This window comes from Natronoarchaeum rubrum, from assembly GCF_024494695.1.
This window is the reverse complement of record NZ_JANHDP010000005.1, coordinates 307,316-331,615: the sequence shown is the minus strand read 5'-3', so window position 1 is coordinate 331,615 and position 24,300 is coordinate 307,316. Positions and strand designations below refer to the sequence as shown.

General features: G+C 67.1%; 24 protein-coding genes. 17 read left to right on the top strand and 7 right to left on the bottom strand.

What is annotated here, in order from left to right; genetic code table 11:
• Positions 1 to 93 precede the first annotated feature (93 nt).
• From NO931_RS15165 to NO931_RS15135, 7 genes are all read left to right on the top strand, one after another.
• Entirely contained in the window at positions 94 to 651 is a 558-nt protein-coding gene (locus NO931_RS15165; RefSeq protein ID WP_256393198.1) for a DoxX family protein, read from the top strand.
• Between the two features lie 174 nt (positions 652 to 825).
• Positions 826 to 1,491, top strand: a complete 666-nt coding sequence (locus NO931_RS15160; protein WP_256393197.1) for a helix-turn-helix domain-containing protein — start codon at positions 826 to 828, stop codon at positions 1,489 to 1,491.
• A gap of 113 nt (positions 1,492 to 1,604) precedes the next feature.
• On the top strand, positions 1,605 to 1,934 hold the full coding sequence (locus NO931_RS15155; protein WP_256393196.1) for a DUF7344 domain-containing protein: 330 nt from the start codon (positions 1,605 to 1,607) through the stop codon (positions 1,932 to 1,934).
• Between the two features lie 64 nt (positions 1,935 to 1,998).
• Positions 1,999 to 2,946 (top strand): lipoyl synthase, encoded by a 948-nt coding sequence (lipA, locus tag NO931_RS15150; protein ID WP_256393195.1) that lies wholly within the window; start codon positions 1,999 to 2,001, stop codon positions 2,944 to 2,946.
• Between the two features lie 251 nt (positions 2,947 to 3,197).
• Positions 3,198 to 4,307 carry a pyruvate dehydrogenase (acetyl-transferring) E1 component subunit alpha gene (gene pdhA / locus NO931_RS15145; protein WP_256393194.1) on the top strand — a complete coding sequence of 370 codons (1,110 nt, stop codon included), beginning with the start codon at positions 3,198 to 3,200 and terminating at the stop codon, positions 4,305 to 4,307.
• 2 nt (positions 4,308 to 4,309) lie between these two features.
• On the top strand, positions 4,310 to 5,335 hold the full coding sequence (locus NO931_RS15140; RefSeq protein WP_256393193.1) for an alpha-ketoacid dehydrogenase subunit beta: 1,026 nt from the start codon (positions 4,310 to 4,312) through the stop codon (positions 5,333 to 5,335).
• Between the two features lies 1 nt (position 5,336).
• Positions 5,337 to 6,962 carry a dihydrolipoamide acetyltransferase family protein gene (locus NO931_RS15135; protein WP_256393192.1) on the top strand — a complete coding sequence of 542 codons (1,626 nt, stop codon included), beginning with the start codon at positions 5,337 to 5,339 and terminating at the stop codon, positions 6,960 to 6,962.
• A gap of 14 nt (positions 6,963 to 6,976) precedes the next feature.
• On the opposite strand, the gene NO931_RS15130 is transcribed toward NO931_RS15135, so the two are convergent.
• Entirely contained in the window at positions 6,977 to 7,633 is a 657-nt protein-coding gene (locus NO931_RS15130) for a lactate utilization protein (RefSeq protein ID WP_256393191.1), read from the bottom strand.
• Between the two features lie 176 nt (positions 7,634 to 7,809).
• On the opposite strand from NO931_RS15130, the gene lpdA reads away from it, so the two are divergent.
• The 5 genes from lpdA to NO931_RS15105 all read left to right on the top strand — a co-directional run bounded on the left by lpdA (position 7,810) and on the right by NO931_RS15105 (position 11,418).
• Positions 7,810 to 9,285: a dihydrolipoyl dehydrogenase gene (gene lpdA / locus NO931_RS15125; protein WP_256393189.1), complete on the top strand. Its 1,476-nt coding sequence runs from the start codon at positions 7,810 to 7,812 to the stop codon at positions 9,283 to 9,285.
• Between the two features lie 101 nt (positions 9,286 to 9,386).
• Positions 9,387 to 9,671, top strand: coding sequence for a hypothetical protein (locus NO931_RS15120; protein WP_256393188.1), 285 nt, complete (start codon positions 9,387 to 9,389; stop codon positions 9,669 to 9,671).
• Between the two features lie 132 nt (positions 9,672 to 9,803).
• Positions 9,804 to 9,983: a hypothetical protein gene (locus NO931_RS15115; protein WP_256393187.1), complete on the top strand. Its 180-nt coding sequence runs from the start codon at positions 9,804 to 9,806 to the stop codon at positions 9,981 to 9,983.
• 75 nt (positions 9,984 to 10,058) lie between these two features.
• A complete protein-coding gene (gene pheA / locus NO931_RS15110; RefSeq protein WP_256393186.1) occupies positions 10,059 to 10,862 on the top strand; it encodes a prephenate dehydratase in 804 nt (267 codons plus the stop codon).
• A gap of 133 nt (positions 10,863 to 10,995) precedes the next feature.
• Positions 10,996 to 11,418 (top strand): Hsp20/alpha crystallin family protein, encoded by a 423-nt coding sequence (locus NO931_RS15105; protein WP_256393185.1) that lies wholly within the window; start codon positions 10,996 to 10,998, stop codon positions 11,416 to 11,418.
• A gap of 15 nt (positions 11,419 to 11,433) precedes the next feature.
• Here the strand turns inward: NO931_RS15105 and NO931_RS15100 are convergent, their stop codons facing one another.
• Positions 11,434 to 11,931: a hypothetical protein gene (locus NO931_RS15100; RefSeq protein ID WP_256393184.1), complete on the bottom strand. Its 498-nt coding sequence runs from the start codon at positions 11,929 to 11,931 to the stop codon at positions 11,434 to 11,436.
• Positions 11,932 to 12,064: 133 nt separating this feature from the next.
• On the opposite strand from NO931_RS15100, the gene NO931_RS15095 reads away from it, so the two are divergent.
• The 3 genes from NO931_RS15095 (at position 12,065) to NO931_RS15085 (ending at position 15,255) form a co-directional block, all read left to right on the top strand.
• Complete coding sequence (locus NO931_RS15095) at positions 12,065 to 13,636, top strand: FAD-dependent oxidoreductase (protein ID WP_256393183.1); 1,572 nt, start codon at positions 12,065 to 12,067, stop codon at positions 13,634 to 13,636.
• Positions 13,637 to 13,918: 282 nt separating this feature from the next.
• Positions 13,919 to 14,251 carry a hypothetical protein gene (locus NO931_RS15090; protein ID WP_256393182.1) on the top strand — a complete coding sequence of 111 codons (333 nt, stop codon included), beginning with the start codon at positions 13,919 to 13,921 and terminating at the stop codon, positions 14,249 to 14,251.
• A gap of 509 nt (positions 14,252 to 14,760) precedes the next feature.
• Positions 14,761 to 15,255 carry a hypothetical protein gene (locus NO931_RS15085; protein ID WP_256393181.1) on the top strand — a complete coding sequence of 165 codons (495 nt, stop codon included), beginning with the start codon at positions 14,761 to 14,763 and terminating at the stop codon, positions 15,253 to 15,255.
• Between the two features lie 69 nt (positions 15,256 to 15,324).
• Here the strand turns inward: NO931_RS15085 and leuS are convergent, their stop codons facing one another.
• Positions 15,325 to 17,991 carry a leucine--tRNA ligase gene (leuS, locus tag NO931_RS15080; RefSeq protein ID WP_256393180.1) on the bottom strand — a complete coding sequence of 889 codons (2,667 nt, stop codon included), beginning with the start codon at positions 17,989 to 17,991 and terminating at the stop codon, positions 15,325 to 15,327.
• A 317-nt stretch (positions 17,992 to 18,308) separates the two neighbouring features.
• On the opposite strand from leuS, the gene NO931_RS15075 reads away from it, so the two are divergent.
• Positions 18,309 to 19,817, top strand: coding sequence for a sugar porter family MFS transporter (locus NO931_RS15075; protein ID WP_256393179.1), 1,509 nt, complete (start codon positions 18,309 to 18,311; stop codon positions 19,815 to 19,817).
• A 55-nt stretch (positions 19,818 to 19,872) separates the two neighbouring features.
• Positions 19,873 to 20,076: a DUF7535 family protein gene (locus NO931_RS15070; RefSeq protein ID WP_256393178.1), complete on the top strand. Its 204-nt coding sequence runs from the start codon at positions 19,873 to 19,875 to the stop codon at positions 20,074 to 20,076.
• A 40-nt stretch (positions 20,077 to 20,116) separates the two neighbouring features.
• On the opposite strand, the gene NO931_RS15065 is transcribed toward NO931_RS15070, so the two are convergent.
• The 4 genes from NO931_RS15065 to NO931_RS15050 form a co-directional block, all read right to left on the bottom strand.
• Positions 20,117 to 21,106: an ornithine cyclodeaminase family protein gene (locus NO931_RS15065; protein WP_256393177.1), complete on the bottom strand. Its 990-nt coding sequence runs from the start codon at positions 21,104 to 21,106 to the stop codon at positions 20,117 to 20,119.
• 221 nt (positions 21,107 to 21,327) lie between these two features.
• A complete protein-coding gene (gene thsA, locus NO931_RS15060) occupies positions 21,328 to 23,019 on the bottom strand; it encodes a thermosome subunit alpha (RefSeq protein WP_256393176.1) in 1,692 nt (563 codons plus the stop codon).
• 157 nt (positions 23,020 to 23,176) lie between these two features.
• Positions 23,177 to 23,659, bottom strand: coding sequence for a hypothetical protein (locus NO931_RS15055; protein ID WP_256393175.1), 483 nt, complete (start codon positions 23,657 to 23,659; stop codon positions 23,177 to 23,179).
• 64 nt (positions 23,660 to 23,723) lie between these two features.
• Positions 23,724 to 24,272 (bottom strand): 16S rRNA 3'-interacting factor aDim2p, encoded by a 549-nt coding sequence (locus NO931_RS15050; protein ID WP_256393174.1) that lies wholly within the window; start codon positions 24,270 to 24,272, stop codon positions 23,724 to 23,726.
• Between the last annotated feature and the right edge of the window lie 28 nt (positions 24,273 to 24,300).

Below are 24,300 nucleotides of genomic sequence, written 5' to 3'. Positions count from 1 at the left end.
CGTGCGTTACCTTACCACTGTTCTCCCGTTTTGAGAACCACCTTCTCCAGCTAATATACGAACGAGCGTAGGAATATCTGTAGAGGAACCACAATGTCCATCAACACCGACAACAGACTCGAAAGCCAGTACGCCGGAATCGCTCTCGAAGGACGCCCCCACGCGCTATCGGCGTGGTTCGTCGTCGCCCTGCGGGTCGTCATCGGCGGGATGATCCTCTTTGCCGGGCTCGGCAAAGTCTCCGAGTGGCCGTTCGACGCCGCGGGCTATCTCGCGTACGGCGTCGATCCCGCCAGCCCCGTGAGCGGCCTGTACGCTGCCATGGCGGGCGACGCGGCGCTGATGGAGGTCGTCAACGTCGTCGTCCCGGTCACGCAGCTCCTGATCGGCGGCGCGCTGATCGCCGGCGCGTTCGTCCGACTGGCCGCGCTGGGCGGTGCCGTGCAGATGGCGCTGTTCTACCTCGGCGGCTGGACCGGCGACTGGCTCGCCCTGTTCGACTCGACGCTGATCTACGGCGTCGTGTTCCTCGCCGTCGCGGCGTTCGGTGCGGGTCGGATCCTCGGCGTCGACCGGCGACTCGAACAGGCCGAGGTCGGCGACGAGGCGCTGATCGAGCGCTACCCCGCGCTCCGGTACGTGCTCGGGTGATCCGCTCACCGATCGGCGACACGACGACCGCCTCTCGGCGTCTCGCGAGCCGCCACAGCGTCGCGGCGATGCCACGTCACCATCGTCGGCGCAGATTGCGCATGGATATATCCCCTGATATGCCAAGCCGTTCTAATAAACAGTCTGTCAATCAGTAGTATAAGACGCCATTATATGAGCGTCATCGCTGAACTCCGTATTCCTGCCGCCGACTTCGAGTTAGGACGCATCCTGAATCTATCAGACGACATCAGTGTCGAACTGGAAACGCTGGTCCCCGCCGGCGACCGCGCGGTGCCGTTCTTCTGGGTCCACGGCGTCGACGCCGAAACGTTCGCGACTCGACTCCGGACGGGCGGCGGCGTCCACGGCGTCGAGATCGTCGAGGAGTTCGAGGATCAGACGCTGTACGGACTGGACTGGAACGCCGAAGACGATCGGTTTCTCTCGGGCATCAGAGAGCAGTGCGGTCAGATCCTCCGCGCGACGGGACGGGGCGACAGGTGGCGCTTCGAGTTGCGGTTCCCGGACCACGACGCGCTGTCGGCGTTTCGGACTCACTGCACTGACGCCGAGGTGACGCTGACGGTCGCGCGGGTGTACCATCCCAGCCAGCCAGACGCCGGGCCGCGGTTCGGGTTGACCGAGCACCAGCACGAGGCGTTGACGCTGGCCGTCGAGATGGGCTACTACGACGTGCCGCGGCGCTGCAACACCGTGGAGGTCGCCGGCGAGCTCGGGATCTCCGACCAGGCCCTGACCGAGCGCTTGCGACGCGGCATCTCGACGCTCGCGGCGAACACGGTTTTCGCGCGCCCCGACGCCACCGCCGCCGAGTGATAGCTAGCCGGCGTCGGCGCCGCGACGCCCGGCATTACAGCCCATGGCCAATGATTATGCGGCGATCCGTCGAAGCGTACCGTAGACAGTCCGCTCCGGCGGCGATTTCAGCCATGATCTCCGACCACGAGATACTCGAGGCGCTGGCCCACGGACGGCGGCGAAGCGTCTGCAAAGTGCTCGCCGCAGCCGACCGGGAGTTTCTGTCGCTGGAGGAAGTGAGCGAACGCGTCACCGCGAACGGCGAGAACCGGTCGGCCGACGCGCGGCCGGTGCGAGTCGAACTCCACCACGTTCACCTGCCGAAACTCGACGAGGCGGGGCTGCTGGAGTACGACCACCGCGTCCATACCGTGTACTACGAGCAAGATCCCGTCGTCGAGGCGCTCGCCGACGGCGCCCGACCGCTCGAAGCCGCCCGAGCCCGCGTCGACGCCGAGTAGGGACGCCCGCGCGGCGATGTCGTGATCCCGCATCCTTTTGGCCCGGTAGCCCCGAACACCCAGTATGAGCCGCTCGCGGAAGCCCGACTGGCTGGCGGTCCAGCCGCCCTCCGGACACGAGTTCACCGAGATCAAGCGAACGCTTCGCGAGCACGACCTCAACACCGTCTGCGAGGAGGCGAACTGTCCCAATCTGGGAGAGTGTTGGAGCGGGCGCGGTGGACCAGAAGGCGGCGACGCCGGCGGGACGGCGACGTTCATGCTGATGGGCCACAAGTGCACGCGCTCGTGTGGCTTCTGCGACGTCGAGACCGGCGGCGGCGAGCCGCTCGATCCCGACGAACCCGAAAACGTCGCGAGCGCCGTCGCCGAGATCGGACTGGACTACGTCGTTCTCACCTCCGTGGATCGGGACGACCTGCCCGGTCAGGGCGCCGCCCACTTCGCCGAGACGATCCGCGAGATCAAGCGTCGTCATCCCGGCATCCTCGTCGAGGTGCTGATCCCCGACTTTCAGGGCGATCCCGAACTCGTCCGAAAGATCATCGACGCCGGACCGGACGTGCTGGCTCACAACGTCGAGACGGTCGAGCGCCTGCAGGGGAAAGTCAGGGACCCCCGTGCGGGCTACGAGCAGAGCCTCTCGGTGCTCGAACAGGCCGGCCGCGAGTCCGACGTCTACACCAAGACATCGATCATGCTCGGCCACGGCGAGTACGACCACGAGGTGTACCGGACGCTCGCGGACCTCCGCGAAGCCGAGGTCGACGTCGTGACGCTGGGTCAGTATCTCCGCCCCTCGCGCGAACACCTCCCCGTCGAATCGTACGTCCACCCGGACAAGTACGATACCTGGCGCCACGTCGCCGAAGAGGAGCTCGACTTCCTGTACTGCGCCTCGGGTCCGATGGTGCGATCCTCCTACAAGGCGGGCGAGCTGTTCGTCGACGCCGTGCTCCGGGAGGGAAAGAGCGTCGAGGACGCCAGGGCCGAGGCGCGGGCCGGCGACTGAGCGGGGACGCAGCCGAGAGGCCACCACGACTCTCAAAACTGGCCGTTCGTCCAAAAGGCCGCCGCCAGCTACTGTTTCGGTGACTCCTCAGTCAGTTAACCACCGTCGAATGAACCGTTCGTTTCGATACTTCCTTCTAAATTGGACGAGTTTGCGGCTCGATGGCAAGGATTGAGTCGATAGTAAACTATTTACGAAAATCCTATAACCCGAGCGAACGATCATGATACTATGCGCCGGAGGATTTTCCCATGAGTACGATACAGCGCGACCCCGACGAGCGAGTACAGGTACTCGACGACGCGGGGCGTGTACGCGAAGGCGCCGAGGTTCCCGATCTCGACGACGAGGCGATGATCGAGATGTACCGGGACATGCGCCTGGCGCGTCGCTTCGACGAGCGAGCGGTGAGCCTCCAGCGGCAGGGCAGGATGGGGACGTATCCCCCGATGTCCGGTCAGGAGGGCTCGCAGGTCGGCAGCGCCCACGCGCTCGCCGAGGAGGACTGGATCTTCCCCAGCTACCGCGAGCACGCCGCGGTGATGATCCGGGGGATGGACCTCGACCGGACGCTGCTGTACTGGATGGGCAGCGAGGAGGGAACCAGAATCCCCGACGACGTCAACATGTTCACGCCGGCCGTCCCCATCGCCACCCAGATCCCCCACGCGACCGGGGCGGCCTGGGCCTCGAAGCTCAAGGGCGAGAATCGCGCCTTCCTCTGTTACTTCGGCGACGGCGCGACCAGCGAGGGCGACTTCCACGAGGGGCTGAACTTCGCCGGCGTGTTCGACGTGCCGGCGATATTCTTCTGTAACAACAACCAGTGGGCGATCTCGGTGCCCCGCGAGCGCCAGACCGCCAGCACCACGCTGGCCCAGAAGGCCGAAGCCTACGGGTTCGAGGGCGTGCAGGTCGACGGGATGGATCCGCTCGCAGTGTACAAAGTGACCCGCGAGGCGATCGAGAAGGCCAAGGACCCCGACGACGGCGAGTTGCGACCCACCATGATCGAGGCCGTCCAGTACCGCTTCGGCGCCCACACCACCGCCGACGACCCGAGCGTCTACCGGGAGGAAGCCGAGGTCGAGCGCTGGAAGCAGAAGGATCCGATCCCGCGCCTGGAGACGTTCCTGCGCTCGACCGGACGGCTCGACGACGAGCGCGTCGACGCCATCGAAGAGGAGATCGAGGAGCGCGTCGCCGACGCCGTCGACGTCGCCGAGTCCGCCGATCGCCCCGATCCCGAGGAGATGTTCCAGCACGTCTACCGAGACATGCCGGAACGGCTCGACGAGCAGCTGGCGTACCTCCGCCGGCTTCGCGAAACGCACGGCGACGAAACCCTACTGGAGGACTAATCATGGCGAGCAAACAACACTCCACCGAGACACCGGACCCGGGGAGCGTCGAGACCGACTCGCTGACGCTGGTCGAGGCGGTGCGCGACGCGATGGCGACCGAACTGGCCCGCGACGACGACGTGCTGGTGATGGGGGAGGACGTCGGACAGAACGGCGGCGTGTTCCGCGCCACCCAGGGGCTGTACGACGAGTTCGGCGAGGACCGGGTGATCGACACGCCGCTGGCCGAGTCGGGCATCGTCGGCAGCGCGATCGGGATGGCCGCCTACGGCCTCAAACCGGTCGCCGAGGTCCAGTTCATGGGCTTCATCTACCCTGCGTTCGACCAGATCGTCTCCCACGCGGCCCGCCTGCGGACGCGCTCGCGCGGCCGGTTCACCGCGCCGATGGTCGTCCGGGCGCCCTACGGCGGCGGCATCCGCGCGCCGGAGCACCACTCCGAGTCGACGGAGGCCTTCTTCGTCCACCAGCCCGGCCTCAAGGTCGCGGTCCCCTCGACGCCCTACGACGCCAAGGGGATGCTCATCAGCGCGATCCGCGACCCCGATCCTGTCCTCTTTCTCGAACCGAAGCTGATCTACCGGGCGTTCCGCGGCGATGTCCCACGAGACCCCTACGAGGTGCCGCTGGGCGAAGCCGAAATCCGACGCGAGGGGTCGGACGTCACCGCCTACGCGTGGGGCGCGATGGCTCACCGGACCGAGGAGGCCGCCGAGAACATGGCGGACGACGTCGACGTCGAGGTCGTCGACCTGCGCTCGCTGTCGCCGCTCGACCGCGAGACGATCGTCGACTCGTTCGAGAAGACCGGGCGCGCGGTCGTCGTCCACGAGGCGCCCCGCACCGGCGGGCTGGCCGGCGAGATCACGGCGATCCTCCAGGAGGAAGCGCTGCTCTACCAGGAGGCGCCCGTCGAGCGCATCACCGGCTTCGACACGCCGTTCCCGCTGTACGCCCTGGAGGACTTCTACCTGCCCGAGCCCGCTCGCATCGAGGACGGAATCAGGGAGGCGGTGGACTTCTAAGATGGTACGCGAGTTCAAGCTGCCCGACGTGGGCGAGGGGGTCGCCGAGGGCGAGATCGTCCGCTGGGCCGTCGAACCGGGCGACACGGTCGAGGAGGACCAGCCCGTCGCGGAGGTCGAGACCGACAAGGCGGTCGTCGACGTGCCCGCACCGGTCGACGGAACGGTCCGGGAGCTGCTGGCCGAGGAGGGCGAGGTCGTCCCCGTCGGCGAGGTGATCATCACGTTCGACGTTGCGGGCGAGGAAGACGCCGAAGCGGACGAAGCGGCCGCGGACGACGCCGAAGCGGACGAAGCAATCGCTGACGACGCCGAACCCGCCAAAGCCGGCGATCCCGAAACCGAGGCGGCGGTCGACGCCGATGCGGAGACGGCGTCGAGCGGCCGCGTGTTCGCCGCGCCCAGCGTCCGACGACTGGCGCGCGAGGAAGGCGTCGACCTCGGGAGCGTCGAGGGCTCAGGCCCCGGTGGCCGAGTCACCGCTGGAGATGTCCGGGCGGCCGCGAGTGGCGACGCCGAACAGGCTTCCGCGGGAAGCGACGCCGCAGGAACGGCGTCATCGACCCAAGACGGTGCGACGAGCGCGTCGACGGACGCCGAAGCGGCGTCACAGCAACCCGCGTCGACCGACGAGGCGGGCGGACAGGCCGCCCGGATCGACGCCGCCGACTCGGCCGACCGCGACCGGACGCTCGCCGCGCCGGCGACGCGCCGGGTCGCCCGCGAGGAGGGCGTCGACCTGAACGGGGTGCCCGCGACCGAGCAACGAGACGGCGAGGCGTTCGTCAGCGAGCGGGCGGTCCGCGAGTACGCGCAGGCCCAGCGCGAGGCCCAGCAGGCCGACACGCAGGCGCTGCAGGTGCAGGACGCCGACGTGCCGGCGGCCCAGGCTGCGGACGACGCAGTGGCATCGACCGCCGCCGAGGGCGAGCGCGAGCGGCGCCGCCCCTACCGCGGCGTCCGGCGGACGATCGGCGAGCGGATGAGCGACTCGAAGTTCACCGCGCCCCACGTCACCCACCACGACACCGCGGACGCGACCCGGCTCGTCGAGACGCGCGAGCGCCTCAAGCCCGAGGCCGAGGAGCGGGGCATCAGCCTGACGTACATGCCGTTCGTGATGAAGGCCTGCGTCGCGGCGCTGAAGGAGCACCCGATCGTCAACGCCCAACTCGACGAGGAGGCCGAGGAGATCGTCGAGAAGCGCTACTACAACCTCGGCGTCGCGGCGGATACGGACGCCGGGCTGATGGTGCCGGTCGTCGACGACGTGGACCGGAAGGGGCTGTTGCAGGTCGCCTCCGAGACGAACGAACTCGTCCAGAAGGCCCGCGAGCGCTCGATCGATCGCTCGGAGATGCAGGGCGGCACGTTCACGATCACCAATATCGGCGGCATCGGCGGCGAGTACGCGACGCCGATCATCAACCGCCCGCAGGTCGCGATCCTGGCGCTGGGCGCGATCGAGCAGCGTCCGGTCGTGGAGGACGGCGAGGTCGTCGCGCGCCACACCATCCCGCTCAGTCTGTCGATCGATCACCGAGTCGTCGACGGCGCCGACGCCGCCCGCTTCACGAACACGCTGAAAGAGTACCTCGAAGAACCGTCGCTGCTGCTGTTAGAGTAGCGAGGGCGCGACGCTCAGTAGCCGAGTTGCTCGCGGACGAGCACGACCGTCGTGCGACCCTCTTCGAGTTCCTTGCGGAAGATGAGCTGCTTGGCGATCGCGGACTCGACGCCGTAGGCCTCCTGCGCGCGCTCGTTTTCGAGGGGATAGGCGACGTCTTCGAGCCGGTCGAGCGCGTCGTCGAGCGTCGGGACGACCTTGTTGACGCCGCTGACGATCACGACGTTGCTCGCGGCGAAGGGGTACGCGCCGACGCGGCTGCCCGAGCGGTCGGCGGCGACGAGTTCGCCGGTCTGGGAGATGGCGTTGATGCCGCCGAGGAAGTAGTCGGCGGTCTGGGAGTCGCGCCGGGCGGCCTGGCGCTCGGCGTCGTCGTCGATGCTCCAGATCTGGTCGGGCAGGCTCTCCCACTCGTGGTCGCCCTCGCCGAGATAATCGACGAAGCCGATCTCTTCGAGCGTCGTGGAATGCCCGTTCATCACGGACGCTCCGGCGGGGATCTGGGACTGGACGGCGTCGAGCGCCTCGTCGCGCGAGTCGGCCACGACGACCTCGAACCCGTTGGCTTCGAGATTGGCGATCGTCTCCTCGATCGTCTCGTCGTCGGGGAGCTGGTCGAGCGTCGCGTCGACGTCGGCGTCGTCCGCGTAGTCGGATTTTTGCTGGGACATTGTCGTGCCAACTCGTTGCGCCGGCAGTCCCTTAACCTCTCGCGGACACCGGTGTCAGGTGGTTACACCGGTGTTATCGTCAGGGCGTCGCACGGTGCGACGCCGCGCTGACATCGAGTGTGGGCGACCCTCCGCGACCCCACCTACTACTTGCCCGGGGGCCGAAGGGCCACCCAATGGTCGTCGGAGACATCGCGACAGGGACGGACGTACTGGTGATCGGCGGCGGTCCGGCGGGCTACGTCGCCGCGATCCGGGCCGGACAGCTCGATCTGGACGTGACGCTCGTCGAGGACGACGCCGTGGGCGGCACCTGCCTCAACCACGGCTGCATCCCCTCGAAGGCGCTCATCTCGGCGACGGACGTGGCTCACGACGCCGCCAACGCCGAGGAGATGGGGATCCACGCCGACCCCGCGGTCGACCTGGGCGGGATGCAAGAGTGGAAAGGCGGCGTCGTCGACCAGCTCACCGGCGGCGTCGAGAAGCTCTGCAAGGCCAATCAGGTCAACCTCGTCGAGGGCCGCGCGGAGTTCGCCGGCGAGCACGAGGCCCGCGTCGTCCACGGCGGCGAGGGGCAGGGGTCCGAAACGATCGAGTTCGAGCACGCCGTCGTCGCGACTGGCTCGCGACCGATCGAGATTCCCGGGTTCGCCTACGACGAGGAGCCGATCCTCGACTCGCGGCAGGCGCTCGCGCTCGATACGGTGCCCGACTCGCTGGTGGTCGTCGGTGCGGGCTACATCGGCATGGAGCTGGCGGGCGTGTTCGCCAAGCTCGGCACCGACGTCACCGTCATCGAGATGCTGGATGGAGCGCTGCCGGGCTACGAGGACGACCTCGCGCGACCAGTGAAAAAGCGCGCCGAGGAGCTCGGCGTCGAGTTCCACTTCGGCCAGACCGCCAGTGAGTGGCACCACACCGGCGACGGCACCGTCACGGTCGCGACGGAGCCGGCCGGCGAGGCGGCAGCCGACGGCGGCTCAGCCGAAATGGAGGGGGCGGATGCCGACGAGGGGCTGAGCCTCCGCGCCGAGAAGGTACTCGTCGCGGTCGGACGAGCGCCGGTCTCCGAGACGGTGAACCCCGAGGCGATCGGCCTCGAACCGGACGATCGGGGCTTCCTGCAGACCGACGAGGAAGCCCGGACGGACGTCGAGCACGTCTTCGCGGTCGGCGACGTGGCGGGCGAGCCGATGTTGGCCCACAAAGGCAGCAAGGAGGGTCAGGTCGCCGCCGAGGTGATCGCCGGCGAGCCCGCGGCGCTGGACTACCAGGCCATCCCCGCAGCCGTGTTCACCGACCCCGAGATCGGCACCGTCGGGCTCACAGCCGAAGAGGCCGAGGAGGAGGGGTTCGAGCCGATGGTCGGGGAGTTCCCGTTCCGCGCGAGCGGCCGGGCGCTCACGACCGGCGAGTCCGACGGGTTCGTCAGGCTGGTCGCCGACGAGGAATCTGGCTTCGTGCTCGGCGGGCAGGTCGTCGGTCCCGAAGCCTCCGAGCTGATCGCCGAGATCGGGCTGGCCGTCGAGCTGGGCGCCACGATCGAGGACATCGCCGCGACGGTCCACACCCACCCGACGCTGTCGGAGGCCGTGATGGAGGCCGCGGAGAACGCGCTGGGCCACGCGATCCACACGCTGAATCGGTAGCCACCGGACGCCCCGGTCGGTGCTATCGTTTTCGTGGGACGTGACGTAGCTGTCAGGCGTCGAAGCGAGGAGTTATCAACTGCAAGTCAATAGCTACGATCATGTTTCTGGCGACGACGTTCGGCGTCTCGGACGCCACGCTCGGGACAGCCCTCGCGGTCGCGTGGCTCGGCACGCTGGGCTGGTTGGGCCACCAGTATCGGCGCGGTAGCGTCTCTCGTTCGAAGTTGTTCTCGGTGTCGACGATGGCGCTGCTGTGGCTCGCGTGGAGCCTCCTGCAGATCGCAAACGGAACGAGCGGCGGCGTCGAGACACTCGTCGAACTGCTCGCGGTGGGCGTGTTCGTCGCGGCGATCGTCGCGGCCATCCAGTGGCGGCGATCGTAAGCGACGGCCGCCGACTCCGTCGTCTGCGCTGGCGTCGCGATCGGGGCGATCGACGAGTCGCGGGACGCCACGATCCGGAGCGCTAGTATCCGGGACGTACGGTTTTACTCTGAAATGCCGTACTACCCACCCATGGAGACCGTCGAGATGGGTCCAGCGGAGGTGGAACGGCGAGAGACCTGTCCGGAGTGCGGTACGCTCGCGCTCCCCGGCGGCGAGAAGACAGATCTCGAGGGCAACCTGCTCGCGGAGTTCTACGAGTGCGGGAACCCCGATTGCGACTGCGTCTGGTGGATCGGCGTCAAGGACTGACGCCGAGGGAGGACGGCGGGCGGGAACCTGTCGCGACCGCGGTGTTTTTGACCCCGAGACCAGTACGAGAAGGCAATGAACGTAGTCACGCTGGGCCCCGAAGGCACCTACTCACACCGCGCGGCCCGGTCGATATCCGATACGGTCGACTTCCGCGAGTCGGTGACCGCGATCGTCGAGGCGGTCGCCGACGGCCAGTACGACCGCGGCGTCGTCGCCATCGAAAACAGCATCGAGGGCAGCGTCACCGAGAGTCTCGACGCCCTCGCGGAGCACGAGGTCGCGGTCGTCAAGGAAGTCGTGACGCCGATCCGCCACGCCCTGCTCGCTCAGGACGAGGAGTTCGACCGAATCGCCAGCCACTCGCAGGCGCTCGCGCAGTGCCGGGGCTACCTCGACTCGGAGTACCCCGACGCCGACCTGGAGGCGGTCGCCAGCACGGCCCGCGGCGTCCAGATGGCCCGCGACGACGCCTCAGTTGCGGGAATCGGCCACCCGGACAACGGCGGCGACGGACTTGAAGTGCTCGCCGAGGACATCCAGGACCAGACCTCGAACGCGACGCGCTTTCTCGTGCTGGCGCCGATCGAGGACCGCTCGCCGGCGGGCGGCAAGTCGACGTTCGTCGTCTACCCGAACGCCGACTACCCCGGCCTCCTGCTGGATCTGCTGGAGCCCTTTGCGGACCGCGATATCAACCTCACGCGCGTCGAATCACGCCCGAGCGGCGAGCGACTCGGCGACTACGTGTTCCACATCGACGTCGCGGCGGGGCTGTACGAGGACCGGACCGCCCAGGCGCTCGCGGAGATCGAGCACATCGCCGAGGACGGCTGGGTGCGGCGGCTCGGCTCGTACGACTCCGAGCACGTCGTGTAGGGCGCCGGGGACGCCGCGGCGACCGCGCCAACCGCGCCAACTGCGCCGATCCACCTCCTGACCCTGCAGCGAGGACAGAACTTATGAGCGAAACCGTCGAACTTTCTAGCGGGAAACCGATCCCGGATTCACCATGCGAGGGAACCCATTCGACGAGTTCGAGCGGATGCTAGAGCGGATGAACCAGCAACTCGGCCAGTTCGAGGGCGGCGCCAACGTCCAGGTCGGCGGGTCGTCGGCGTCGGTCGACGTCGCCGATCAGGGCGACGAGTTCGTCGTCACCGCCGACCTGCCGGGCTACGACACCGAGGACATCGACCTGACGCTGGCCGACGACACCGTCCGGATCGAGGCCGAGCGCGAGGAGGAGATGGAAGACGAGGACGAGCAGTACATCCGGCGCGAGCGGCGCCACCAGCACGTCAGCCGATCGGTGCCGCTGCCCGAGGCCGTCGACGAGGACTCGGTCTCGGCGTCGTACAACAACGGCGTCCTGACGGTGACGCTGCCCAAGCGCCACGGCGTCGACGACGGCCACCAGATCGACATCGAGTGATCGGCGAGCGGGTCGTCAACCGAGCAGATCGTCGATCCGACGGGCGCAGTCGTCCGCCCGACCTCGCCAGTCGTCGGGCCACTCGCCGCCGCGCTTCGGCGGGTCGAGATCGAAGTTTACGGGTTCGTAGGAGACCCGGTCGAACGCCTCGGCGGCAACCCGACCGACGAACTCGGCGTTCTCTCGCTTCGAGGAGACGCCGCCGCGCGCGAGGTCGTAGTACCCCGTAAAGACCTGACAGACGACGATCCGGTCGTGCTCGTCGAGCGCGCCGTCAGCGAGGTGGCGGAACAGTTTCGCGGAGTTGTCGGCCGGGTCGGCGCGGCGCCACTCCAGTTCGACCAGCGCGAGCGTTTTCGCTGTCGCCGATTCCCCAGCACCGCCGCTGTCGACGCCGGCCACGTCGACCGGCGTCGGGCCGACGCGGTACTCGGTCTGCCAGTCGAGCGAGGGCCGCCGCTCGGCGAGGCGCTCGCGAAGGCGCTTCTGGACGGCGTCGGCAAACTCGCCCACGAGCTCGACGTGAGCAGCTCGGCGTACTCAAGGGAAGGGAATCGGCAACAACTCCCGGTAGCATCGATCGCTCGATAGCATCGCGCGGCCGGGTTTTACGTCCGCGTTCGTGGTGCTCCGAGACGGGGGAGCAATGTCCGAGGACACAACGCCGACCGGAACGACGCGTCGCGCCGACGACCCGGAGTCGCTGTGGCTCGCGACGACGCCGACGACCGACTACGACCCGCTCGACGGCGGCCTGCACGTCGACGTCGCCGTCGTCGGCGGGGGGATCGCGGGGCTGACGACCGCCCTCGAACTGAAAGAGCGCGGCTCGACAGTCGCGGTCGTCGAGGCCGACCGGGTCGTCACCGGCGCGACGGGCCACACCACGGCGAAGGTGACGTCCCAGCACGGGCTTCGATATAGTACGCTGACCGAGAAGTTCGACCGGCGCACCGCCGAGCAGTACGGCCGGGCGAACGAGGCCGCGATCGACGAGGTCGAACGCATCGTCGAGAAGCACGGCATCGACGCCCAGTTCCGGCGGACGCCGTCGTACGTCTACGCCGAGTCCGAGGAGAACGTCAGCAAGATCCGCGAGGAGGACCGCGCGGCCACGCAGGCCGGGCTTCCGTCAGCGTTCGTCCAGGAAACCGACCTGCCGTTCGACGTCGAAGCGGCGGTCAAGTTCGCCGAGCAGGCCGAGTTCCACCCGCGCAAGTATCTCCTGGGCGTCGTCGAGGCTATCCACGGCGACGGGAGCTACGTGTTCGAGGAGACGCGCGCGACCGACGTGGACGCCGGCGCGCCCAACCGCGTCGAAACCGATCGCGGCGCCGTCGTCGCCGACGACGTGGTCGTCGCGACGCAGTTCCCGATCTACGACCGCGGGGGCTACTTCGCGCGCACCCACCCGCACCGCGCGTATCTGCTCGCCGTCGAGATCGCCGGCGAGGTGCCCGAGGGGATGTACTACAGCGCGGCGTCGCCGCCGGCGACGATGCGACCGTACCGATCGGACGGCGAGGAGTACCTGATCGTCGGGGGGCAGAGCCACGAACCGAGCCTCGGCGGCCCGCCGACCTCCGAGCGCTACCGGCGCTGCGAGGCGTACGCCCGCAGCCGGTTCGACGTCGAGTCGGTGGCGTACCGCTGGTCGACTCACGACTACTCGACGGTCGACGGGATCCCCTACGTCGGGGAAATCGGACCCGGCGCCGGCGACGTGTACGTCGCGACGGGGTTCGACGGCTGGGGGATGACCGGCGGCACCGCGGCGGGGATGCTGATCGCCGACCTGATCGAGATGGGCCGGAGCCACTACGCCGACCTGTTCGACCCGAAGCGCGTGACGCCGAAAGCGTCGGCCAAGAACTTCTTCGCGGAGAACGCGGTCGTCGGCGCGCGCTTCGTCGGTGACCGGGTCAGAACGCTGCTGCACGACCGCGAGGACCTGCCCCGGCCCGGCGAGGCGAACGTCCTGCGCGAACAGGGTCGGCCGACAGGCGTCTACCGCGACGAGGACGGCGCGGTCCACGCGGTCGACGCGACCTGCCCGCACATGGGCTGTCTCGTCACCTGGAACGACGCCGAGCGCTCCTGGGACTGCCCGTGTCACGGCTCGCGGTTCGACTACGACGGCGAGATCCTCTCGGGACCGGCGGTCGAGGGGTTGGAGCACCGCGAGTATCCGACCGGAGACGGAGCGATAGACCGCTGAACATCGGAAGACGGGACCAGCTTGCAGAGTCGATTAAAGACGTTCGACCCCATCATACGAAGAGTATACCGGCGATTCTACCAGCCGCGAATGTAGAGATAGTGGGGACAATGAGCGATACCGCCTAACAAACATAGTTACATAGGATCTGGCAGTAACAGGGGTCAGACCAGTGAATAGCGCTCACAGTCCGTAATAACCGCGGGGACCAACACTCCATAACTAGATAATAATACATACATAGGAAGTTATATTATGCCTCGAAGTTAGAAACTAAACGCTATGTCCAATAGCAATCAAACGAATCGACGCACTCTACTGAAGCAAACAGGTACCCTGCTGGGCGGTGGTTTGATAGCCACCACCACGGCTAGTGCTTCACATAGTGAACCGGACTACATCTTGACAAGCAAGGACTACGGCGCATACATTTACGAGGATGCAGACGTCCACTCAGAGATACTCGACAAAGCAGCACCGAGCGCAAAAGGTTACGTAAGTGCAACGGGATACGATCCCGATAGTGGTGTTGATATGTATTATGTAAACGAATGGGAAGTACTCGCTGATTACCCAACGGGATGGGTCGCAGAGTACGAGGTCGATACGTTCTAATAACAAGTGACGATCTTGATCGTCCCTCGTAATTGAGGGAAGCTGGACGTCAGGCAGCGACGGACACGTATCGTAGACAATCACCTACAGCTAATAATCATTATACTTGGTGGTGAGGTCAGAATACGGCAATCCAGAACAACAGGATATAAATAATATCTGAGATCCGCGCTTACTCTTCGATATCGATCCTTCACCTGTGGAACGATAGTGGAACGGGGAAATCCTGGCTAATCCCGATCGTTCGAGGACCGGCGAGTTTCAGTAGCGTGGTAGGGGCGCGGCGCTCTAATAGTAACGGGCGAATAAATCAACCAGCTCTCCATTGAATATTTTTGCACCTCCGACACTAAGTCGATCGTATGCGGCGGCGAGAACTACTCACATCATCGCTCATCGCGGTACTCGCCGCGGGTAGCGGCTGTACGAGCGGCGCTCTGGCCGGCGGTAGTTTCGGGGACGATAGCCGGGCGACCGACGACGGCGAAGGATTCGAACGAGCCGCTGACGTGTCGAACGTCGACGACCTCCCGGAGTCGAGTCCCGTTCGGATCGACGTGAGCGTAACGCAAGAACGCATCACCGCCGACCGGACGGCAGTATTCGAGGTTACGACGACGAACGAGAGCGACGGAGTAGTCCGCGTCCAGCCTCCAGTCTACAAGAATCTCAACGAGGACAGTGACGAGAAGGTGCTGCTCCTGTTCTCCCCCGACGCACCTGACACTCCCGACAGGGAGTACTCACCGAACTGTCCGGACAACCCGAACGGTAGCGATGTTATCACTTCCACGTACGAAGGGTGGCCAACCCATCGGCTCGAATCCGGGGAAACGGTCGATACAGAAGCCATCCCCGTCAACCACCTCGGCGTGGACGGCTGTTTCGTTCCGGGAGCGTACCGCTATGAGAGCAATGTGAAAATCACGGAAGCGCCGGACGGGATGTCCGAGGATGGGACCCTCGACTGGGGATTCACGATCGAGGTCACCGGCTCCTCGTGATCTAGGCCAGGATTTGATCAGGCGATAGGACGTCCAGACGAACGCGGAGAGAGCTACAGACGAGCGCCGTTACTCCACGATATCGATCGCGGGCCGTCCGGGCTCGGCCTTGTTGACCACGTCATCGTCGGCCTCAGCGGCGCGAACCACGCGGACCGGCGCGTCGAACTCGCGCTCGACCAGCCACGCGGCGGCCTCCAACGCCTCGTACTCGGCGTCGGGTGCGAGCGTCTTCGAGAGCGCCTCGCGCTCTTCTTGCAGATCCTGTCCGTAGCTGGCGGCGGCATCGCCCTGCTCGCGGATCTCGCCGTTCTGCATCAGTTCGGAGATCAGATTGTCGGCGTCGCTCTCGACGGCGATCTCCAGGGCGTCGTACTTCCACTCGGGCGTCACGACGACGTCGACGCGATCGGGGTCCTCGATCCCGGCGACGTCGACGATCTGGCGGACGTCCTCGCGGGTGTTCTCGACCAGGTTGCGGCGCTGCTCGACGGTCTCGCGGTCGACGTCGGCCTCGGGCCACTCGGCCTCGGCGACGAAGCCGTCGTTGCCCAGCTCGGTCCAGAGCTCCTCGGCGAGGTGGGGCGCGACCGGCGCCAGCAGGCGCACCGCGACCGAGAGGCCGCGCTCGAACGTCTCGGCGTGGACGTCGGCGTACTCCTCGTACTGCCGGAGCGTCCGGACCAGCGACTGGGCCTCGCGCAGCGCCTCGTTGAACGTCAGCGAGTCGTACTCGTCGGTCGCGACGGCGACGGCGGCGTCGATCTCGTCGGCGACGTAGCGGTCGATCGGGTCGCGATCGCCGGACTGGCTGCTCTCGAACTCGTCGACCACGTTCTTCAGCCGGTTCAGGAACTGGTGGGTCGAGCGGACGCCCTCCTCCTTCCAGTCGAAGTCCCGCTCGGGGCGGGCGGCCTGCATCATGAACAGGCGGGCGGTGTCGGCGCCGTACTCCTCGACGATGCGCTGGGGCGAGACGACGTTGCCCTTGGACTTGGACATCTTCTCGCCCTCCAGCTGGACCATCCCCTGGGCCAGCAGATTACTAAAGGGCTCGCGGTGCTCCAGGCCCTCGTAGTCGGCCAGCACCTTCGTGAAAAAGCGCGAGTACAGCAGGTGCATCACGGCGTGCTCGATGCCGCCGACGTACTGATCGACGGGCATCCAGTCGTTGGCCCGCTCCAGATCGAAGGGCGCGTCCTCGATGTCCGGCGAGACGTACCGCAGGAAGTACCACGAGGAGTCGAAGAACGTGTCCATCGTGTCGGTCTCGCGGGTGGCCTCGCCACCGCAGTCGGGACACGTCGTCTGTTTCCACTCCTCGGCGGCGTCCAGCGGATTTCCGGTGGTGTTGACGAACTCGGGCAGCTCGACCGGCAAGTCCTCCTCGGGCACCAGCACCGAGCCGCAGTCGTCACAGTGGACGACCGGGATCGGCGTCCCCCAGTAGCGCTGCCGGGAGATGCCCCAGTCACGCAGACGGTACTGGGTGGCTTCGTCGGCGCCCTCGGTGTCCTCAGTAATCCGCTCGCGGGCGGTCTCGCTGTCCAGCCCGGAGTACTCGCCGGAGTTGACGAGCACGCCGTCGTCGGTGAACGCAGCTTCCGAGACGTCGGGCGCCTCGGGATCCTCGCCCTCCTCGGGTTCGGGCGCGATCACGGGGCGGACGTCGATGCCCTTCTTCTCGGCGAAGGCGTGGTCGCGCTCGTCGTGGCCGGGGACGGCCATCAGCGCGCCGGTGCCGACGTCCGAGAGCACGAAGTCGGCGACGTAGACGGGCAGTTCGTCGCCGTTGACGGGGTTGGTCGCCACGAGGTCGGTCTCGACGCCGTTGGGCTCGTCGCCGTCGGGGTCGGCCTCGTGTTCGACGAACTCGTGGACCGCGTCGTCTTCCTCGGCCAGCTCTTCGGCGATCGGGTGGTCCGGCGCCAGCGCGAAGAACGTCGCGCCGTGAACGGTGTCGGCCCGCGTCGTGAAGGCGTCGACCGAGCCGTAGCTCCGGCCGTCGTCGCCCGCGGTGTCGATCTCGAACGGCAGGTGCGTACCGTGCTGGCGGCCGATCCAGTTGCGCTGCATCTGGCGGACCGAATCGGGCCAGCCCTCCAGCTCGTCGATGTCTTCGAGCAGCTCGTCGGCGTAGTCGGTGATCTGCAGGAACCACTGTTCGAGCTCGCGCTCCTCGACCGGGTGGCCGCAGCGCCAGCAGAGTTCCTCCTCGCCCTCGACCTGCTCGTCGGCGAGGACGGTCTCGCAGTCGGGACACCAGTTGACATCGGCGTCCCGGCGCTCGGCGAGGTCCTCCTCGACGAACCGTCGGAACAGCCACTGGTTCCAGCGGTAGTACTCGGGCGTGCAGGTGGTGATCTCGCGCTCCCAGTCGTACCCGAAGCCCATCGACTCCATCTGGCCCTTCATCGTGTCGATGCAGTCCAACGTCCAGTCCCGCGGGTTGGTGTCCCGCTCCTTGGCGGCGTTCTCGGCGGGCAGTCCGAACGAGTCCCACCCCATCGGGTGGAGCACGTCGTCGCCGCGCAGCCGCCGGTAGCGGGCGTACGCGTCCGTAATCGTGTAGTTCCGGACGTGGCCCATGTGGAGCTTGCCGGAGGGGTAGGGGTACATTCCGAGGACGTACGTCGGGTCCTCGACGTCGTCGGGCGTCCGATGCACGTCCGCGTCGTCCCACGCCTCCTGCCAGCGGGCCTCCACGGCGGCGTGGTCGTAGCTCTCCATACTCATCAGCTTGTACGTGATTCGGCGGGTCGGCGCCCTATACCTTTCCATCCGACTTCCGGGGCTGTCAGACCGCGATCCCGCCGGCCGGTCGCGGCGACGTGACGACGCCGCTGTGAAGCCGAAGCGACGAGCCCGTAGCGCCCCGAAGTGACGAGCGGTGCCCGCCCCGACGCCGACGATGAACGGAAAGATGTGCATTAACCGAACGCCGCTCAGAAATGAATAATGCGACGATAGATGGTTTTAACGGTCATTTATTTCAGAAAGATCGACGTATTTGTTAATGAGCGTTCGGAACGGTCGGGTTGTAACCGATACTTATGTCAACGACACCCACAGGAACGTCGACAGGCGAACGAAACCCGTTCGTCTACGTCATCGGCGCGCTGGCGGCGCTGACCGGGCTTCTCTTTGGCTTCGACACCGGCGTCATCTCCGGAGCCTTACTCTTTATTCCCGACACCTTCGAGATGACGTCGCTGTTCGGGATCGCGATGGACGAATCGCTCGTCGAGGGGTTCGTCGTCAGCGGCGCGCTGGTCGGCGCGATCGCCGGCGCGGCGGTCGGCGGCCGGCTCTCGGACCGGATCGGACGCCGACGCGTGATCCTCGTCGCCGCGGTCGTGTTCTTCGTCGGCTCGGCGATCATGGCCGTCGCGCCGACGATCGAGTGGCTGTTCGTCGGCCGCGTGATCGACGGCGTCGCCGTCGGGCTGGCGTCGATGATCGGCCCGCTGTACATCTCCGAGATCGCGCCGGCCGACATCCGTGGCGGCATGGTGACGCTGTTCCAGTTCGCCGTCACGTTCGGGCTGCTGACCTCCTACCTGGTGAACTACGCGTTCGCCGAGGAGTTGCTCGTGACGGCGGTGACGAACATCGCCTTCGAGGGCGCGGCCGTCTGGCGCTGGATGCTCGGCGCCGGGACGGTCCCCGCCGCAGCCCTGTTCGTCGGGATGCTGTTCATGCCCGAGAGCCCGCGCTGGCTGTTCGAGCAGCGCCGCGAGGACGAGGCCCGCGACGTGCTCGCGTCGGTCCGGACGAGCGAACAGGTCGAGCCCGAACTGCGCGAGATCGAGGAGAAGGCCGAGCGCGAGGACGCGAGCCTGCGGGACCTGCTCGCGCCGTGGGTCCGCCCGATGCTGGTCGTCGGTATCGGGCTGGCGGCGTTCCAGCAGCTGACGGGGATCAACACGGTGATGTACTACGGGCCGTCGATCCTCGAATCGACCGGTTTCGGCGCCAGCGGGTCGCTGCTTGCGACGGTAGTCATCGGCGTCGTCAACGTGACGATGACGCTCGTCGCGCTGCTGCTGATCGATCGCGTCGGCCGGCGGCCGCTGTTGCTCGTCGGGCTGGCCGGCATGATCGTGACGCTGACCGGACTCGGCGCGGCGTACTTCCTGCCCGGTCTCTCGGGCGCGGTCGGGCTGATCGCGGTGGCCAGCCTGATGCTGTACGTCGCCTTCTTCGCGATCGGCCTCGGACCGGTGTTCTGGCTGCTCAACTCCGAGATCTATCCGCTGAAGGTCCGCGGCACCGCGGTGGGGGTCACCACGGTCGTCAACTGGGCGGCGAACCTCGCGGTCGCACAGTCGTTCCCCTACCTCGTCGACACCGTCGGCGAGGCGGGGACGTTCTGGACGTTCGCGGCGCTGAGCGTCGCCGCGTTCGCGTTCGCGTACGCCTTCGTCCCAGAGACGACGGGCCGGTCGCTCGAGGAGATCGAGTCCGACCTGCGCGAGACGGCGCTGGGTGGCGGCTCACGCGTCGGCGATGCCGGCGGCGACGCCGCGGTCGAGAGCGGAGTCGACTCGAACGACGATTGAGTCGGGGCGGCATCGCGACCGCGCCTTTATCCCTCGGTCCGCCCAATCTACGGACATGAGCGACGCCGAGGATCCCCCGCTGCCGAAGAAGGTGCTGCGCACAGTGACGCCCGGGACCCGCGGGCACAAGGACCCCGGCATGGACGTCATCGGATGGAGCATTCTGGTCGGGATGCTGGTCCTGCTGGTGCCGCTGCTCCCCTTTATCGTGATCGTCTGGCTGATCACGAAGGTGCTCGACCGGTTCAGCGGCGAGTAGGCGCGACGCCGACGGCCGGCCGAGCGGATCGCCCGTCCCCTCAGCCGAGATCGATCATCTCGAACTCGTACCCGTCGCCGTTCTCGCGGGCGTTCTCGTAGACGACGCGAGCGGCCGCGACGTCCTGGATCGCCAGCCCCGTCGAGTCGAAGACGGTGACGGCGTCCTCGCTCGTCCGGCCCTCCTTCCCGCCCGCGACAATCTCGCCGAGTTCGGCGTAGAGGTCGTCCTCGTCGAGCGCGCCCTCGCTCCAGGGGACGTTGATCTCGCCGGAGTGGGTGCACTGCTCGTAATCGTCGATGACGAGTTTGGCGTCCAGCAGCACCTCGTCCGCGATCTCGTGTTTCCCGGCGGCGTCGGCGCCGATGGCGTTGACGTGCGTACGCTCGCCCAGGTCGTCGGCGCCGACGATCGGCTCGCGCACCGGCGTCACCGTCGAGAGCACGTCGCAGTGGCCCGCCTCCGAGATCGATCCGCCCCGCACGTCGAACCGGTCCTCGAAGGCGTCGACGAAGTCCGCGACGCGCTCGTCGTTCTGATCGGCGACGACGACCTCCTCGATCGGACGCACCTCGGCGATCGCGTTCAACTGAGTGTACGACTGGACGCCGGCGCCGACGATGCCGAGACTCGTCGCGTCGTCGACCGCGAGGTGGTCGGTCGCCACGGCCGCGGCGGCGCCGGTTCGTTTCATCGTCAGCGCCGTTCCGTCCATGACCGAGCGGGGGAACGCCGTCTCGGGGTCGGAGTAAATCAGCGTTCCCATCACGGTCGGGAGGTCGTGGTCGGCGGGGTTGTCGGGGTGGACGTTCACCCACTTCACCGCGGCGGCGTCCCACTCGTCGGTCTCGACGTACGCCGGCATCGATCGGAAGTCCCCGTTGTACTGCGGGAGATCGACGTAGGACTTGGCGGGCATCTGAACGTCTCCGCGTTCGTAGGCCGCGAACGCCGCCTCGACGGCCGCGATCATGGCACCCGTGTCAGCGTTCGCCTCGACGTCCTCCCCGTTGAGCAACAGCGTCTCCATGGCTGGCAAATTTTGCGGGATGGCACTTAATACGTGCTGCCGAACTGCGGCGCCGACGCCGCGGAGCCGAGCGTCGGCGTCACGACGCCGCTGCGTGCCCGCAACCGTCGTCCGAGCGCGAGCGCCGCCGCTGTCGAGCGAGTACGAAAGAAAAACGCGCGTTCGTTCGGCGAGCGGTGCGGATCGGCGCGGTGACGTAGCTGCAGGCAGATGGGCCGAGCTTACATCATGCCGCCCATGCCGCCGCCCATACCGCCGCCCATGCCGCCGGGCGCGCCGCCGGGGCCGCCCGCGGGCGGGCCGCCGGCGTCGTCGTCGTCGTTACCGACTTCGCCGCCCTTCAGGTCGCCCGCGGCGATGACGTCGTCGATGCGCAGGATCATCACGGCCGCCTCGGTGGCGGACTCGATGGCCTGAGTCTTGACGCGGAGCGGCTCGACGACGCCCTCCTCCTCCATGTCGATCACGTCGCCCGTGTAGGCGTCGAGACCGGCGGCGTCGTTGCCGGCGTCGTGCTCGCTGCGGAGCTCGACGAGCGAGTCGATCGAGTCGAGACCGGCGTTCTCGGCGAGCGTGCGGGGGCCGACTTCCAGCGCGTCGGCGAACGCCTCGACGGCGAGCTGCTCGCGGCCGCCGACCGAGTCGGCGAACTGGCGCAGCTGCAGAGCGAGCTCGGTCTCGGGGGCGCCGCCGCCGGGCAGCACCTTGCCGTCCTCGAGCGTGACGCTGACGACGCCGAGCGAGTCCTCGATGGCGCGCTCGATCTCGTCGACGACGTGCTCGGTGCCGCCGCGGAGCAGCAGCGTGACGGACTTGGCGTTCTCGACGTCCTCGACGAGGATCTGCTGGCTGCCGCCGACCTCCTGCTGGGAGACCGAGCCGGCGAAGCCGAGGTCGTCGGACTCGATGTCGTTGACGTTACTCACGACGCGGGCGCCCGTCGCGCGGGCGAGCTTCGTGGCGTCGTCGGACTTGACGCGGCGGGTCGCGAGGATGCCCTCTTCGGCGAGGTAGTGCTGGGCCATGTCGTCGATGCCGTCCTGGGCGAACACGACGTCCGCGCCGGACTCGACGATCCCGTCGACCATCTCCTTGAGCTGCTCTTCTTCCTGGTCGAGGAAGTCCTGAAGCTGGTCGGGGTCGGTGACGTTGACCTCGGCGTCGATCTCGGTCTCCTGGACCTCCAGGGCGTCGTCGAGCACGGCGACGTCGGCGTCCTCGACGAGATAGGGCATGTTCTCGTGGACGCGCTCCTTGTCGACGAGGACGCCCTCGACGAGCTCGGAGTTCTCGACGGCCGAGCCGACGATCTTCTCGACCTTGATGTTGTCAGTGTCGACCTCGCCGTCGTCGGCGACGCTGCTGACGGCGCGAACGACGAGATCAGCGAGCAGGTCCTTGGCGTTCTCGGCGCCCTTGCCCGTCATCGCGGTGGCGGCGATCTGTTCGAGGATCTCGGTGTCGTCCTCGTCGACCTCGATCGCGACGCCTTCGAGGATGTCCTTGGCTTCCTCGGCGGCCTGGCGGTACCCCTGCGCGAGGGTGGTCGCGTGGATGTCCTGGTCGAGGAGGTCCTCGGCCTCGCTGAGGAGTTCGCCGGAGACGACGACGGCGGACGTGGTGCCGTCGCCGACCTCGTCCTCCTGGGTCTCCGCGACCTCGACGATCATGTTGGCCGCGGGGTGCTCGATCTCCATCTCCTTGAGGATGGTGACGCCGTCGTTCGTGACGACGACGTTGCCCGTCGAGTCGACGAGCATCTTGTCCATCCCCTTGGGGCCGAGCGTGGTGCGGACGGCCTCGGCGACGGCCTTCCCGGCTGTGATGTTCATCGACTGTGCGTCCTCTCCGGAGGTGCGCTGGCTATCCTCCGAGAGTACGATCATCGGCTGGTTGCCCATCTGCTGCGCCATAATCGGTAGAGGATTGATTGTCGTTCTATATAAATCCTTCGTTCCGAGTGGTATGGTGAGGAATAACACGCCGTACGTGACGGCGTGCGGACGGCCACGGACGGGCCATTCATAAGCCACTCGTGGCGATCGAACCCCACCGCGGGCGGCGTCGTCGCTACGAGGAAGAGGAGTTCGTCGATCCCGAGGCCGCTTCTTCCAACTGCGTCGCGGCCACCAGCGACTGGGAGCTTTCGAGTTCCAGCGCGTCGATCAGCGCGCTCGCCGACCCGGAGATGCGGACGGCGCCGAACTGGTCGTACTCCTGTTCGACGGTGGCGGACGTGCTCGACTCGATCTCGTCGACGAGCGCCGAGACCGCCTCGGAGAGGATCTCCTGCTGGCGTGCCTGATAGTCCTGCTGAGCTTCCTGCTGGCTGACGTTGTCCTGCTGGGCCTGTTGCTGGGCCTCGATCTGGGCCTGCTGGAGCGCCTGCTGGTCGACTCGCGCGACCACGCCGGCCTCGCGGGGGCCGTCGCTGCCGTCCTCGGAACTCTGCCCGAGGCCGAGCTGTTCGGTACACCCTGCGAGTAGTGCGGTGCCGCCGGCGCCGGCGCTCTGGAGGAGTTTGCGTCGTCTCGCGGAGAAGTCGTCAGTCACGTACCGAGATTCGCGCCAGCCACGGAAAAGCGCGTTGCGTCGGGGTCGAACGGACGAATAGCGGTCAGCCCGTAAACTGGTGGTACTCCAGCCCCTGCCGTTTCAGCTCGTTGTGCTTGCGCTCGAGGAACGAGTACACCGCGCCGTGGGGTGCGCCGTCGATGATCATCTCGGCGGCCTCGCGGACGGCTTCGACCTGCTGGGGCCCGCCGATGGTACCAAGCGTCGTGCCGTAGATGACGACCGACGCGCCGGTCAGCTCCTCCATCAGCTCGCGCGTGCGGCCGTTCTCGCCGATGAGCCGGCCCTTCTTGCGCTTGAGGTCGTTCTTGTTTCGCGCCGCGGCGTCGATGTCGACCAGATCGAACATCATCATGTCGTCGTCGAGCAGGGTCATGGCGTCGTCGGGCGCGAATCCGCGACCGATCGCACGGACGATGTCGGGTCCCTTGAGCGCCGTGACGGGATCGCCCGTCTTCTCGATGCCGACCGAGCCGTTCTCGGAGTCGACGTCGAGTCGCACTTCGGCCCGCCGCTCGATCTCGCGCAGCGTCGCACCGCCCTCGCCGATCAGCACCCCAATCCTGTCCTGCGGAATCTTCACGTGCTGCATATTTGCCGGTAGTGGCTCGGGCTGTAAA